Source organism: Tomitella biformata AHU 1821 (assembly GCF_000524475.1).
GTDB lineage: Bacteria > Actinomycetota > Actinomycetes > Mycobacteriales > Mycobacteriaceae > Tomitella > Tomitella biformata.
The window spans coordinates 33,916-48,238 of sequence record NZ_BAVQ01000004.1; the positions used below are offsets into that span (position 1 = coordinate 33,916).

The 14,323-nt window shown below is 71.2% G+C and carries 12 protein-coding genes and 1 pseudogene; 1 reads left to right on the plus strand and 12 read right to left on the minus strand.

The features are described from left to right. Positions 1-94: 94 nt before the first annotated feature. Positions 95-868 carry an IclR family transcriptional regulator gene (locus tag TBIF_RS02980; RefSeq protein ID WP_024793383.1) on the plus strand — a complete coding sequence of 258 codons (774 nt, stop codon included), beginning with the start codon at positions 95-97 and terminating at the stop codon, positions 866-868. A gap of 55 nt (positions 869-923) precedes the next feature. Here the strand turns inward: TBIF_RS02980 and TBIF_RS02985 are convergent, their stop codons facing one another. The 12 genes and pseudogenes from TBIF_RS02985 to nirB form a co-directional block, all read right to left on the minus strand. Then, positions 924-2,306 carry a tripartite tricarboxylate transporter permease gene (locus tag TBIF_RS02985; protein ID WP_024793384.1) on the minus strand — a complete coding sequence of 461 codons (1,383 nt, stop codon included), beginning with the start codon at positions 2,304-2,306 and terminating at the stop codon, positions 924-926. Then, a complete protein-coding gene (locus TBIF_RS02990; protein ID WP_024793385.1) occupies positions 2,303-2,764 on the minus strand; it encodes a hypothetical protein in 462 nt (153 codons plus the stop codon). The genes TBIF_RS02985 and TBIF_RS02990 overlap by 4 nt, the downstream gene beginning before the upstream one ends. A gap of 18 nt (positions 2,765-2,782) precedes the next feature. Next, complete coding sequence (locus TBIF_RS02995) at positions 2,783-3,766, minus strand: hydroxymethylglutaryl-CoA lyase (protein ID WP_024793386.1); 984 nt, start codon at positions 3,764-3,766, stop codon at positions 2,783-2,785. 6 nt (positions 3,767-3,772) lie between these two features. Continuing rightward, the gene (locus TBIF_RS03000; protein WP_024793387.1) at positions 3,773-5,047 is read right to left on the minus strand and encodes a hydroxymethylglutaryl-CoA reductase, degradative; all 1,275 of its coding nucleotides are present in this window, start codon (positions 5,045-5,047) and stop codon (positions 3,773-3,775) included. A gap of 110 nt (positions 5,048-5,157) precedes the next feature. Continuing rightward, positions 5,158-7,089 carry a helix-turn-helix domain-containing protein gene (locus TBIF_RS03005; protein ID WP_024793388.1) on the minus strand — a complete coding sequence of 644 codons (1,932 nt, stop codon included), beginning with the start codon at positions 7,087-7,089 and terminating at the stop codon, positions 5,158-5,160. Beyond that, on the minus strand, positions 7,089-7,385 hold the full coding sequence (locus TBIF_RS03010; RefSeq protein ID WP_024793389.1) for a putative quinol monooxygenase: 297 nt from the start codon (positions 7,383-7,385) through the stop codon (positions 7,089-7,091). Before TBIF_RS03010 ends, TBIF_RS03005 begins: the two co-directional genes overlap by 1 nt. Positions 7,386-7,433: 48 nt before the next feature. Then, positions 7,434-8,111, minus strand: coding sequence for a DsbA family oxidoreductase (locus TBIF_RS03015; RefSeq protein WP_024793390.1), 678 nt, complete (start codon positions 8,109-8,111; stop codon positions 7,434-7,436). A 41-nt stretch (positions 8,112-8,152) separates the two neighbouring features. After that, positions 8,153-8,698, minus strand: coding sequence for a TetR/AcrR family transcriptional regulator (locus TBIF_RS22755; RefSeq protein WP_038169596.1), 546 nt, complete (start codon positions 8,696-8,698; stop codon positions 8,153-8,155). Positions 8,699-9,277: 579 nt separating this feature from the next. Continuing rightward, positions 9,278-9,922 (minus strand): annotated as a pseudogene (locus tag TBIF_RS26105) (sirohydrochlorin chelatase); the annotation flags it as partial. Further along, positions 9,922-11,031, minus strand: coding sequence for a uroporphyrinogen-III synthase (locus TBIF_RS03030; protein ID WP_024793391.1), 1,110 nt, complete (start codon positions 11,029-11,031; stop codon positions 9,922-9,924). The pseudogene TBIF_RS26105 and the gene TBIF_RS03030, both read right to left, overlap by 1 nt. Further along, positions 11,024-11,395, minus strand: coding sequence for a nitrite reductase small subunit NirD (gene nirD, locus TBIF_RS03035; protein WP_024793392.1), 372 nt, complete (start codon positions 11,393-11,395; stop codon positions 11,024-11,026). Before nirD ends, TBIF_RS03030 begins: the two co-directional genes overlap by 8 nt. Before the next feature lie 63 nt (positions 11,396-11,458). Continuing rightward, entirely contained in the window at positions 11,459-13,960 is a 2,502-nt protein-coding gene (gene nirB, locus TBIF_RS03040) for a nitrite reductase large subunit NirB (protein WP_024793393.1), read from the minus strand. Positions 13,961-14,323: the final 363 nt, after the last annotated feature.

The window sequence follows — 14,323 nt, forward strand, 5'->3', positions numbered from 1 at the left end:
CTGGTCAAGGGTCTCGCATGAAGCGTTGGAACATTGCTCACCTGATGACCCTTTCGCACTGTCGCGTCCGCCTGGTGGACGCTATGATGGGGCCGTGCAGACTTCAGAGCAGGGCCTCCCCATGGTCGCGAAGATGGCGGGGCTGCTGCGCGCCGTCGGCGCCGCCGAGCCCGCGGGCGCGTCGACGACGGACCTGGCCAGGGCCGCCGGCCTCACCCGGCCGACCGCGCACCGGATCCTCACGTCGCTAGCCGCCGAGGGCCTGATCGACCGCGCGTCGGACACCGGGCGCTGGTCCCTGGGGCCCGAGCTGTATCTACTGGGCGCGGCGGCGGGCAACCGGTACGACATCATCGACCACGCCCGCGAGGTCCTCGACGAGCTATCTCGCGCCACGGGCGAGAGCGCGTTCCTCTCCGCGCGCCGCGGCGACGAAACGGTGTGTGTGCTGACCCAGGACGGCAGCTTCCCGCTGCGCTCGCACGTGCTCCACGAGGGCAAGCGCTTCCCCCTAGGCGTCGCCTCGGCCGGCCTGGCGATCCTCAGCCACCTGCCCGAGCGCGAAGTCGCCGACTACTTCGCCCGCGCGGACCTCGAGCCCGCGTGGGGACCGGCGCACGGCGAGGACGCGATCCGCGCCCGCATCCGCTCGACCCTGACCACCGGCTACGCCGTGAACCCCGCGCTCATCGTCGAGGGCAGCTGGGGCATGGGCGCCGCGGTGTTCGACCGGGGCGGCCGCCCGGCGTGGGCGCTGAGCCTGACGGGGGTCGAGACGCGGTTCCGGCCCGAGCGCCATGAGGAGCTGGGGAACCTGCTCCTCGAGCACGCGCACACGCTCTCGACCAGGCTCCAAGCCCGGAAATGACAACGGCCGGCGCCCGCCGCGTGAGCGGCGGACACCGGCCCGTGGCCTGCGAGCCCTAGAACAGGGCGATCATCGCGGGTACCGTGAACAGAGCCACGTAGTAGCCCATGAACAGCACGCCACCGTGCACCTTGAACAGCCGGCCGAGCATGCCGCCGACCAGTCCGACGGTGAGCGTGACGACGAGCCCGAGGATCCCGCCCTCCCACAGGCCGATGACGACGACCAGGCCGGTGAAGACCGCGATGACGGCCTCATGGCTGATCTTGCGGACGACGAGGGACGCCGCGCGGTACGCGTAGTTCATCGCGAAGGGGTAGGCGATCAGCGTCGCGGTGACCACGGCCAACATGCCGAAAGCCAGGAACTCCCACTGGGTCAGGTAGGTCGAGAGGTTGTTGATGACCCCCGTCTCCTGGTTGGTCTCGAAGACCGGCGGGGCATTGAACAGCGGTGCCGCGGGGCCGGCCGCAAGGGGGCTCAGCGGCAGGCCGAACGCCACGAGCGGGATCAGGGTCTCGGCGATGTACGTCGATTCCGTGGTGCCGTTCTTCGCGCTGATCATCGTGGTCAGGCGGTGGTAGCCGTTCTTGATCCGGGCGCCGACCAGCTCACCCATCATCACCGTCATCGCGACGGGGCTGAAGACGAAGGTGGCGCTGGAGATCGTGGCGGTGGCCGCGGTGGCGGCGGTCTGCTTGCGGTCGAGCACCTTGAGCGGGTTGGGGAAATAGCCCTTCCAGCCCTTGATGTCCGGCGCCAGGGCGACGGTCTTCGGCTCGTGGCGCTCCATCTCCTTGCGGCTTGAGGGCCCGATGCTCAGGCACAGGTCCGCGATCAGCGGGCCCACCGCGATAGCGATGAAGTAGCTGATGCTCAGCGAGACGTCGTAGCTGGCTGTCAGGGCGCGGGCCCCGAGGATCAGCACCACGAACGGCACCAGGGCCATGACCGCGGCCCACCGGCCCGCGGACGAGTAGGCGATACCGATCGCGGCGGCCAGGAACAGCCAGGGCGCGACGTCCATGACGGTGTCCGAGAACGGCGCCAGGATCGTCGCGAACAGCACCGACACGGGGACCGCGACGGCCGCGGCCACGACGGCCCCGGAGATCGCCTTGCGCAGCGCGATGTGGGGCACGCCGAGATTGCGCATCATGTCGGCCTCGGGCAGCAGCGGGATCGCCATCGTGTCGCCCGGTATGCCCAGCAGGAATGTGGGCACCGCGTGCGTCATATGTTTGGCGATGGCGCCGGAGAGGAAGAACGTGAACACGGCCGCGGGCGGCGCGCCCAGCAGGATCACCAGCAGAGTCAGCGGCGCGATCGTCGCCGTCTCGTCGGTGCCGGAGACCAGCCCGATGAGGGTGAAGGCGATGGCGCCGATGATGCCGAACATCACGGCCAGGAAGATGTCGTTCGCGAGCACTCCGGTCATTTCTGGGCGTCCTCTTCTGCCTGGTCCTTGGCCTCAGCGGCCGCGAAGTGCTCGTAGAGGCCGAGCTCTTTGAGCTCGGCGCGGGCGGCCTCCGGGATGTCGGCGAGGACGCCGAGCCCGTGGCGCTGCTCGCGCATCACCTCGATGACCTCGTCGATGGCCGCGGGGTCCGGCGCCGCCAGCTCGACGATGCGGCTGGGCTTGATAAACGAGCCGCAGACCACGCCGGCGAGCAGGCAGGCGACGATGCCCACCAGCAGGCTGTACGCGTTGGCGAGCGCGGGGTCCGCGACGACGCGCTCGAACAGCGCCGTCGCCCCGAGCAGCGCGGCCGCGCCCATGACGCTGCCGATCAGGACGGAGATGCCGAGGCTCTTGCCGACCACGGTGTCGCCCCACACCTCCAGATACGGCGCCTTCTCGGGGTCTTTGCCCCTGTGGGGCCTAACTCGGGACATTGCTGGCCTCCAGGGGATCTAGGTTTGGTGGGATGCGCTGCGGCGGGATGACAACAGCGCGGTGACGACGCGGGACGGGCTGGCATGGCCGATGCGGTCCGCCATCCAGGCGCTCGCGTCGGCGAGGGAGTTCAGGTCGATGCCGGTCTCGATGCCCAGTCCGTGCAGCATCCACACCAGGTCCTCGGTGGCGAGGTTGCCGGTGGCGCCCTTTGCGTAGGGACACCGGCCCAATCCGCCCGCGGCGCTGTCGAACTCCGTAACGCCGGCGGTGAGCGCGGCGTACACGTTGGCCAACGCCTGCCCGTAGGTGTCGTGGAAGTGCATCGCGACCTGGTCCACGTCGACGCCGCGGGCCTGGACGGCCGCCAGCAGCGCGCGCACGTGCCCCGGGGTCGCCACCCCGATGGTGTCGCCGAGCGAGAGCGAGGTGCAGCCGCCGTCGAGCAGCTCCCGGGCGAGGTCGGCGACGCGCTCCACCGGCACCGAGCCCTCCCAGGGGTCGCCGAAGCACATCGAGATGTACCCGCGCACGGGCAGGCCCGCGGCCCGGGCGGCCGTGGCCACCTCGACGGCGGCGGAGACCGCCCCGGCGATCGTGGTGTTGAGGTTGCGCTTCGCGAACTCCTCTGTGGCGCTGACGAACACCGCGACCTCGGTGGCCCCGGCCGCGATGGCCCGGTCCAGCCCGCGCAGGTTCGGCACCAGCACGACGGCCCGGACCTCGTCGGGCAGGGAGACCTGCGCCATGAGCTGCTCGGCGTCGGCGAGCTGCGGGATCCACCGGGGGGAGACGAAGCTCGTGAGCTCCACGGTGCCCACGCCCGCCGCGACGAGCCGCTCGATGAACTCGACCTTGGCCGCGGTGGGGATCACCTCGGTCTCGGCCTGCAGCCCATCCCGCGGGCCCACCTCGTAGACCCGCACCTGCGTGGGCAGGCCCGCCTGGGGAAAGCGGTGCGGGGCCGGCGACCAGGCGGCCGGCTGCTCAGGCGCTGACACGGCCGGTCAGTTCCCGCCGCGGAGCTCCGCGAGGACCTCCACAGCGTGCTCGACGCGAATCTTCTTGTCCGCCACCAGCCGGGCGACGACGGCGTCGATCTCGTGCTTCTCCGCGCCGGCGGTCGCCGCGATGTTGCGCGCGTGCAGGCCCATGTGGCCGCGCTGCACGCCCTCGCCGGCGAGCACGCGGACGGCCGCGAGGTTCTGCGCCAGACCGACGGCCATGATCACGCCGGCCAGCTCCTCCGCCGTCTCGACGCCGAGCATCTTCACGGCGGCCTGCGCGACGGGGTGCACCTTGGTGGCGCCGCCGACGAGGCCCACGGGCATCGGCAGCTCGAGGGTCCCGACGATGTTGCCGTCCGCGTCCTTCTCGAAGTGCGAGAGCGAGGAGTACACGCCGTCGGCGTTGACCGCGTGGGAGTGGCAGCCCGCCTCGACCGCGCGGGTGTCGTTGCCGGTCGCGAGGACCGCGGCGCTGATGCCGTTCATGATGCCCTTGTTGTGGGTGGCGGCGCGGTAGGGATCGCACTCGGCCAGGCGCACCGCGTGGATGAGGTTGTCGACCACCTCGGGGCTGCCGATGAGCTCGGCGTCGAAGACCGCGCGCACGCGGGTCAGCCGCAGGTCCGCCTTGTTCGTCAGGATCCGCAGGACGACGCGGCCGCCCGCGATCTCGGCGACGCGGGGCGCAATGGCCTCAGCCATGGTGTTGACGGCGTTCGCGCCCATCGCGTCGCGCACGTCGACGTGGATGTGCAGCACCACATAGGTCTGCTCCGGCGCGGTGACCAGGCGGACCGAGACCTCTTGCACGCCGCCGCCGAAGCTGACCAGCATGGGGTCCTGCTCGTTGGCGAGGGCGATGAGCTCCGCGCGCGCCTCGAGCAGGCGGATGCGGGCGGCGGCCGGGTCGAGGACGTCGACGACCTGGATCTGCGCCTGCATGATCGGCTGTGTGCTGGAGACGTGGAAGCCGCCGAGGCCGCGGGCGATGCGCGCCGCGTTGCTGGCCGCGGCCACCACGGAGGGCTCCTCGGTGGCGAGCGGGATCAGGTAGTCCTTGCCGTTGATGGTGAAGTTGGTGGCGATGCCGACGGGGATGCCGATCACGCCGATCACGTTCTCCACCATGCGGTCGGCCTGGTCGATCGTCAGGCCCGCGCCCGGCTCGAAGGTCTGGATGTCGGCGTCCGTCAGGCCGGTCTGCCCGGCCACCTCGGCGCGACGCGCGGCCACGTCGTAGGCCCTGAAGTTCTTGATCCGGCTGTCGATCGCCACTGCCATCCTCCCGAAGTCGTTTATGTCCGACCTCACGGTAGATTCGCGGCGCGGTCTGGGCCACGTGCTATCAGCCCACTAATCTTCCAAATCAATGTGTCCAGGACCCATCATCGAACGTTCAGGACACCGCCGCTGCGCAACTCCTCGAGCCGCACCGCCATCGAGACGCGGAAGAACTTCTCGTCGTGCCGCCAATCCTCGCCCAGCAGGACGCGAATCCGGTCCAGCCGCTGCACCACCGTGTTCGGGTGATAGCTCAGGGCCCGCGCGGCCTTCGTCGGGCTGCCCTCGTTGCGCACCAGGGCCCGCAGGGTCGCCGTCAGGTCAGTGCCCCGCTGCCTATCGTGCGCCAGGACCGGTCCGATGATGTCGTCCACGAACTCGTGCAGCAGCGCCGGGTCATCCCCGAACAGCAGCGTGTACGGCAGGTACGCGGCGGTCGTCACGGCGCCGTCGACGGTGCCCAGCGCGACTAGCAGCCGGGCGGTACGCAGCGCGGAGTCGAACGCCCGCGGCAGCCCGTCCGGCGTGGCCGCGCGGTCCGGGGCCACCACCACGGCCTGCGGGCCGATCGCCCCCGCGATCTGCCGATGCAAGATGGTGGCCGCGTTCGACGGATCTCCGGATGGCATCACCACCGCGACCAGGCCAGCGTGCTCGCTCGCCAGCGCGCCCGCCGGCAGCGCCTGCAGCACCGCCCGCAGCGCTGCGGGCCGCACCGGCGGCGCCGTCGAGACCACCAGCACCGTGTCCAGCGCGCCTAAGTCCACCCCGTGGCCCCGGGTCCGGCGGGCCAGGTCGCGCCGCCGCTCCGGCGCGGCGCTGAGCAGGTCCGCCACCAATTCGCCCCGTGCGCGCCTGTCGGCGGCGTCCGCGGCGGAGTTCTGCAGCACCAGGATCGCGGCGACCTGGGCCGCGCGCTCGACGGTGCGCTCCTCCACTGGGCCAATCACCGGGCCAATCACCGGGCCCTCGGCCGTCTCTGCCTCATCAAGCAGGATCGCGCCCAGCAGCGTGTCCCCCGCCGTGATCGCGGCCACCAGCTCCACAGTCCCGGCGCCTGATCCCACCCGCGTGCAGTGGCCGGACTGGCGGCTCTGCTCGATAGCGTCGGTCACCGCCTTCGGCAGCAGCAGGTTGGCCGCCCCGTGCTCCGCCGGGGACGAGGCCAGCAGCCGCAGGTCCACATCGACGATACGCACCCGGCGCGCCAGCGCGTTGCCCAGCGTCCGGGCCACCTGTGGATAGCCACCGCCGCGCAGCACCGCGTGGATCAGGTCCTGGTGCACCACATTTGACCGGTCCCGAGCCTGGACGTGCTCGGTCAGCTCCGCCAGCGCCTGCTGTGTCTCGGCGACCGCCACCTCCGCCCGGCTCAGCGCCCGGGCGGTCTGCAGCACCACCGAGGCGTAGTTCGCGAGCGCCGAGAGCATCGAGATCTGCTCCGCCGTGAAGCGCCGCTCGCGCCGGTCCGCGGCGAACAGCACGCCGAGGACCTCCCCGTCGGCCAACATCGGCACGCCGAGAATCGCGACGAGCCCCTCCGCCTCCGTCGCGGCGGCGACGTCGTCGTCGTGCGGCAAGTCCGTGCGCTCGCTATAGCGCTGCACCCACTGCGGGGCGCGCGATTCCGCGATGGCGCTGACCAGTCCGGCGCCCGCGGGCACCCGCAGGCGCCGCAGCTCCGGCGAGATCGCGCCGGCGGTCTGCCGCACGTACAGGTCGTGGGTCCGCTGGTCGAATTCCGACAAGTAGGTGATGTCGGTGCCCATCATCGAGTGGGCCTTGTCGACGAGCCGCTGCAGCAGCTCGTCGACGTCGCGCACCTCGGCCAACTCCCGGGCGCTGGTGTACAGCACCGCCAGCTCGGTCTCACGGTGGCGCAGCCGGGAAAGCTCGGCGCGGCTGGCGCGGATCTGGGCCAGCGCGGCAGCCTGTTCGTCGCGGTCCAGGCCCAGTTCCGCCAGCGCCCGCTCGTCCGCCGCGGGGTCCGCGGGCGGAGCGGTCGCGTCGAATAAGTCGATGGCGACCCTGCGCACTAGGCGTCGACGGCGATCAGCGGATGCAGTGCCGGCGCGCCATCGAGGTGCGCACGCAACGCTGCCGCGGCGAACTTGAGGTTCAGCCCCCGCATGTGCCCGTCCAACGCCTCCTGGTCCGCCCACACCTCGATGGTGATGAACGTGCCGGGCGCCGCGGCGGACTCGTACAGCTCATATGCCACACAGCCGTTCTCGGCGCGGCTCTTCGCCGTCAGCCCGGTGAGGATCTCCCGCACTGCCTCGCCCGAGCCGTCCTTCGAGATCAGCGTCGCCACCAGCTTGATTTCTGCCATGAGGGCCCCTCCGTCACGCGGCCACCCGGCGCGGCCACCCGGTCGAGCCTACGACGCGTTGTCCAGCGCAGTTCGCAATAGCTGGGTGAGCACCTCCACCGGCTGCGCGCCGGAGACCGCGTACTTGCGGTTGGCGACGAAGAAGGGCACGCCCGTGACCCCCAGCTCCGCCGCAATCTGCTCGTCCGCCCTGACCGCGTCCGACGCAGTGTCATCGGCCAGAGCCTGCGCCACCTCGTCGGCGTCGAACCCCACGGCGGCGGCGATCTTGACCAGCGCCTGCCGGTCATCGACCGCGACACCCTCCACGAAGTGCGCCGTGAACAGCGCGTCGAGCACCGCCGCACCCCGCTCGGTGTCCGCGCCCGCGAGGTGCACCAGACGATGGGCGTCGAAGGTGTTGGCAGCCACGGTGGTGCCAAAGTCGATGGCCAGACCGTCGGCCTGCGCCGTGCTCGCGACGTGGCCGAACATGCCCTCGACCTGCTCCGCCGTCATACCCTTCGCCGTCATCAGCGCGTCGAGCTCCCGCTCGCCGCCGCCTACCGCGCGGTCCGGGCTCAGCTCATAGGAGCGCCAGCGCACCTGCACTCGGTCCCGGTCGCCGGCGGGCAGCTCGGCCAGGGCCTGGGTCAGGCGGTTGCCGCCGATGTAGCACCAGGGGCAGGCGATATCGGACCAGACCTCGAGGTGGACCAGGGACGCGGCATTCGATTCAGTAGGCACAACCCCCTCAACGGCTGGCGGTGCCGGGGTGTTCCCCCTCACTAGGGGAAGAGCTGACGTGCGATGGGACGGAAGGCCTCGGCGGCATCCGGGCCGGGCGCCAGGTTCCCGCCCAGGCACAGGGCCGCGTAGCCGTGCGCCAGCGACCAGGCCGCCTGCAGCTGGGACTCCGCGTCCGGAGCGCCGTCGAGCGCGGACCGCAAGAGCCCGAGGGCGCGTTGCGCCGCAGCGGCCAGCGCACTGTCCTCCCATCGGAGCGTCGCGCGCGCCCACATGACCTCGAAATGCGCGGGGTGCGTCAGCGCGACGCGGACATAGCGCACGCCCAGCTCGCCCAGGATGTTCGCATCGGGATCGACGGGCGCTGCGAGCGCGTCCGCCAGCGTCTCGAAGCCCTCGGCGGCGATTGCGGTGAGCAGCCCCGTCTTATCCCGGAAATGATGTGCCGGCGCGGCGTGGGAGACCCCGGCCCGACGGGCCAGCTCGCGCAGGCTCAGCTTGCCGATGCCGTCGACGCGGATCAGCTCGACGGCCACGGCCAAGATCGCGTGGCGCAGGTCGCCGTGGTGGTACGGGTGCGAGGTCACGGATCACAGCCTACGCCGCATCTAGTCATTGACAAGATGGGCCGTGAGGCGCAATCTTGTCAATGACTAGATCCCCTTCCGAAGGAGGCCACCATGCCCGCACTGCCCTGGACCGCCGCCACCAATACCCGGCCCGCCGAGAATGCCGAGGTGCTGGTGATGGCCTCCCGTTTCCATCTGAAATCCCTGACGCAGGTGCCCGCATTCCTCCTCGCAGCCATGCGGATCCGCGCACAGATGCTCGCATCACCAGGGGCCGTCGGGGTCGCGCTCATCGCCAAACCCCTCGCCAGGACCTTCTACACATTGTCTGCCTGGACCGACCGCGCGGCGATCGACGCCGCCATCGCGATCGAGCCGCACCGGCGCACGATGACGCGTTTCCATCCCCTCATGGAGAGCTCGGCCTTCGCGTTCTGGAATGTCGACCCCGCGGCTCTGCCGGTCGACTGGGCCGACGCGATCTGCCGGCTCGACGAGGAATGAGCGCGCGGCCCGGCCCTCGCCGACGTCGCCCCCGTTTCGCGGTCGCGCCCCCGTTGCAGCGGGGGCGCGGGCACATGGCGGGGGCAAACTCACAGACGCCATCCGCCGCACCACCACATCGACCACCTCGGGGTCCGCGCCCAGCGGCGCCGTCACCCCAGCCACGTCCGCCACTTCAAGCCGATCCTGAAACATGCCGCGCGCCAACAGGTACGACGCGATGAAGACGCGGCCGGCGCGGGGCCGGGCGAGCACGTCGGACAGTTGCGGCGTGCCGGCGGCGATGTAGCCAATCGCCACCGGCACGCGCACCAGATCAGCGAGCAAGCCCGCCATCTGGCGTATCTCGGCGCGGGCGCGGGGATCTGTCGACCCCGCAGCCGCCAGCACCACGGCGTCCCCCGGCCGCCAGCCGGCCGCGACCAGCCTGCTCGCAAGCACTCGCGCCAATGCCGGATCCGGCCCCAGCGCGGGGGTGACGGCCACCGGGTGCCGCGCGCCCGACGCCACCTCCCGGGGCACATCTACCCGCACGTGGAAGCCGGAGGAGAGGAATACGGGGACCAGCACCGACGCGCCTCGCAGTGAGCGCAGCACCTCGGCCGGGGAGGGCCCGCGCACGTCGATGAAGGCGGTCCGCACGTCTCCCACCTGCACGGAGACTGCGGCGGCCAGGTCAGCGATCATTGCCGTGCCGTGGCCGGATCGGGTGCCGTGCGCCACCAGGACCAGGGTCATCAGGTGGTCTCCACCGCGAGCCGGTAGCCCCGCTTGACCACCGTCTGCACCACGCCAGGGGCCTCGAGGGAGCCGCGCAGCCGGGCCACCGCGGCCTCCACGGCGTGCGAGCCCGTCGTGGCCAACGCCGCCTGCAACTCCGGGCGCGAGACCACCCGGCCCGGCTGCGCCGCCAGCACCGTCAGCAGCGACAGCGAGGCCGGGGACAGCTGACACGCCTGCCCGTCGAGCAGCACGCCGCCCGCCCGCAGCCGCAGCTCCGAGCCGCCGGCGTGGATCACGCCCGAACGTGCGGGAAGCTCCTCCGCGAGCAGCCGCGCGAGCGCTCCGAGCCGGGAGCGCTCGGGCACGGCGGCAGGCACGCCGAGGCTGGTGAGCGGAGCCGCGGTGATCGCCCCGACGCATGCGGCGAGCACTGGGCCGCGCAGGGCGGCCAGCACCGGCTCCAACATCCCGGTGGCCTGCGCGCGCCCGAGGAATGAGGCGACGGCCGGCGCGCTGGTGAAGGTCAGCGCGTCCAACGCGCCGGTGCTCACCAGGCCGATCATGTGGTCTAGGCGTGTGGGGTCGGCCGGCGGCACCCAGCGGTACACAGGAACAGCAACGACGTCCGCGCCGGCCCGCCGCAGCGCCGCGCAGATGTCGGTGGCGGGCTCCCACTCGGTGGCGGCGCCGTGCAGCTGCACCGCGATCCGCATGCCGCGCACGCCCTGGCCCAGCAGCCGCTCGAGGACCTCCGCGGAGGACTCCGAAACGGGCGACCACTCCTCCCGCAGCCCCGCCGCCCGGATCGCGCCGACCGCCTTGGGCCCGCGCGCCAGCAGCCTCGTGCCGGCTAGCGCGGCGCGCAGGCCCTCCCCGAGTCCCTGTCCCTCTGCGGCCTCCACCCACCCCCTAAAGCCAATCCCCGTGGTGGCCACCACGATTCGCGGCGGATGCCCGATCACGTCATGGGTGGCGGCGGCCAGTTCCGCGTCGTCCTCGAGGTCGATGACCCGGATCGCGGGGGCGCACACCACGTCCGCGCCCCGCCGCACCAGCAGGTTCGCGAACTCCTCGGCGCGCCGGGCGGCGGTGACACCAATGGTGAACCCGGCCAGCTCACGCACGCCGCACCTGCACGAGACCACCGTCCAACACCCGCACCTCGTGCACCGGCAGCCGAACCGCCGGCTGGTCCAGGCAGCGCCCGTCCAGGAGGGAGAACGCCTGCTTGAGCAGCGGAGAGATCACGACCGGTTCCCCGGCCCGATCGCCGACCAGCCCGCGGGAGATCACGGCGGCGCGGGCGAACGGGTCGATGTTGCCGACCGCACGCAGCTGCCCGTCCGGCAGCAGGAACAACGCCGCCTGCTCGCCGCCGCGCAGGAGCACGGCGACGCCCAGGCCGGGAATCAACTGACCCACGGTGCACGCGGAGGTCCAGTTCGAGCGGGTTCGTGCCAGGTTCTCATGTGCCAGTGTCATCGTCATCGCGGTCTCCTTTGGTTCGTGCCTTTATTTCTACGGACGGGGCGTTTCGGGGCCGTTACACAGTCATTGCGATTGCGAGGATTTTCTGGGCGCCGGCATCCCCAGCAACACGGGCACCTTGCGCAGGCCCGAATCATCAAAGGCGACAGTGGGATCCGCCTCCTCCGGCGCGTTGACGAAGCTGATGAAGCGCGCGAGTTTCGCCGGGTCCTCGAGCACCCCGGCCCACTCGTCGCGGTAACCGGCGACGTGCGCGTCCATCGCCGCCTCAAGCTCCGCCCCGATGCCGAGGCTGTCCTCGCACACCACCTGCTGGAGATCCTCGAGGCCGCGCCCCTGCACCCAGCGGGAGGTCCGCTGCAGCCGGTCTGCGGTGCGCACGTAGAGCATCAGATAGCGGTCGATGTAGCTGACCAGCGTCGCATCGTCGAGACCTCCCGCCAGCAGCGTCGCGTGCGCCGGCGTCTGGCCCCCGTTGCCGCCCACGTAGAGGTTCCAGCCCTGCTCGGTGGCGATCACGCCGACGTCCTTTCCGCGGGCCTCCGCGCACTCGCGGGCGCAGCCGGAGACGCCGAACTTGATCTTGTGGGGCGAGCGCAGCCCGCGATAGCGGGTCTCGAGGCGCACCGCCATGCCCACCGAGTCCTGCACGCCGTAGCGGCACCATGTGGACCCGACGCAGCTCTTCACCGTGCGCAGGGACTTTCCGTAGGCCTGCCCCGACTCCATCCCGGCGTCGACCAGCCGGCGCCAGATCAGCGGCAGCTGCTCCACGCGCGCGCCGAACAGGTCGATCCGCTGCCCGCCCGTGACCTTGGTGTACAGCCCGAAATCACGCGCCACCTCGCCGATGACGATCAGCTGCTCCGGCGTGCACTCCCCGCCCGGCATGCGCGGCACCACCGAATAGGTGCCGTTCTTCTGGATGTTGGCGAGGAAACGGTCGTTGGAGTCCTGCAGCGCCGCCTGGTCCGGTTCGAGGATGTGCGCGGAGCCAGTCGACGCGAGGATCGAGGCCACCGCGGGTTTGCAGATCTCGCAGCCAGAACCCTTGCCGTACTTGGTGATCAGCGCGGAGAAGGTGCGAGTCTCGGTGGCCTGGACGATGTCGAACAGCTCCACGCGGGACTGCGGGAAGTGCTCGCACAGCGCCTTCGACATGACCACGCCGGACTGCTCCAGGATGTCCTTGACCGTCGGCAGGCAGCCCCCACACGTCGTGCCCGCCCCGGTACAGCCCTTGATCGCGGCCAGGTCGCAGGCGCCGGCGGCGATCGCCGCGCAGATGTCCCCCTTCGTGACGGCGTTGCAGGAGCAGACCTCTGCGTCATCAGGCAGCGCCCCCGCCCCGAGCTTCTCCCCGGCCGGGGAGATCAGCGCGGCCGGGTCGCCCGGCAGCGCGCGGCCCACCAGTGGGCGCAGCGTCGGGTAGGCGGAGGCGTCGCCCACGAGAATGCCGCCCAGCAGCGTCTTCGCGTCGTCGGTGACGACGAGCTTGGCGTAGGTGCCTTTCGCGGCGTCGGACAGCACCACGGACAGCGCGCCCGGCGTCTGGCCCTGCGCGTCGCCGAAACTGGCGACGTCGACGCCCATCAGTTTGAGCTTGGTGGACAGGTCCGCGCCGGGGAAGACGGCCTCTCCGCCGAGCAGCCGGTCCGCGACGATCTCCGCCGTCGTGTAGCCGGGCGCGACGAGGCCGTAGCACCGTCCATCGACCGCGGCGCACTCGCCGATCGCCCACACATCGGGGTCCTCGGTGCGGCAGCTCAGGTCGGTCAGCACGCCGCCGCGCTCGCCGAGCGGCAACCCGGCAGCCCGGGCCAGCTCGTCGCGGGGGCGGATGCCGGCGGAGAACACCAGCAAGGCGGCGTCCAGGGTTGTGCCGTCGGAGAGTTCCACGCGCACACCCTTTTCCAGCGCGCTGAGCTCGGTTGTGCCGACGCCGGTGTGCACGGTCAGACCCAGGTCCGTGACGAGTTTCTTCAGCAGTGCGCCGCCGCCCTCGTCGACCTGCATCGGCAGCAGCCGCGGGTTGTGCTCCACCACATGGGCTTTGAGGCCCAATAGCATCAGCGCGTTCGCCGCCTCGAGGCCTAGGAGCCCGCCGCCGACCACGACGCCGACGGCGCCCGGGCCCGCGGCCTCGGCGGCCGCGCGGATCGCGTCGAGGTCCGCGACGGTCCGGTACACGTGGCCAAGCTCGTGCCCGGGCAGCGGCGGGACGAACGGGGAGGAGCCGGTGGCCAGCACCAGCGCGTCGTACCCGATCTCCTCGCCGTCTGCGGTGCGCACGACGCGGCGGGCCCGGTCGATCTCCGCGGCCCGGACGCCGGTGCGCACCGTCACCGCCTCGTCCGACGCGTAGTCGTTGCCGGCCAGCGCCAGCGCCGCCGGGTCCCACGCGCCCACATAGGAGGACAGCGCCACCCGGTCGTAGGCGCGCAGCGGCTCCTCGCAGAGGACGGTCACCGACCAGAGGCCCTGGGAGTCGTTGCGCTGCAACGTCTCCACGAACTTGTGCCCGACCATCCCGTGCCCGACCATCACCACGTGCTTGCGCTTCATCTCCGGCCTCCTGTTAGTGGGGGGAGCCCTAACGGTAGGAAGCCGGTGTTGCCCCGAGGGGCGTGCGCGGTGACCGGGCGGTCACATCTTCCTCACCGGCAAGGGGACGAGGCGGTGAGGCGGAATGTCGCCAGTGGTTGGGTTCGTCGGCCATTTACTAGACATCAACGGCCGTCTCAGACAGTTCCGCAGGCCGACGGAAGGCTGCCGGGGATCACTGACCTGCCAGCCCTTCTCGCGGCTGGCCGAAGTGAACACCACCGTGAATGCTAGGCCCGTCTGGGGTGCACCCCAGGCTGACAGATTTGAGCAGGGGAAATATCCGTCAAGGTGAGGTCGAAAATTCTATTTGTTGACACTTGC

Coding starts and splice junctions, on each gene's coding strand:
- nirD (WP_024793392.1), bottom strand. CDS start 11,395: ATGACGATGACACTGGCACATGAGAACCTGGCACGAACCCGCTCGAAC.
- TBIF_RS02985 (WP_024793384.1), bottom strand. CDS start 2,306: ATGACCGGAGTGCTCGCGAACGACATCTTCCTGGCCGTGATGTTCGGC.
- nirB (WP_024793393.1), bottom strand. CDS start 13,960: ATGAAGCGCAAGCACGTGGTGATGGTCGGGCACGGGATGGTCGGGCAC.
- TBIF_RS03010 (WP_024793389.1), bottom strand. CDS start 7,385: ATGGCAGAAATCAAGCTGGTGGCGACGCTGATCTCGAAGGACGGCTCG.
- TBIF_RS02990 (WP_024793385.1), bottom strand. CDS start 2,764: ATGTCCCGAGTTAGGCCCCACAGGGGCAAAGACCCCGAGAAGGCGCCG.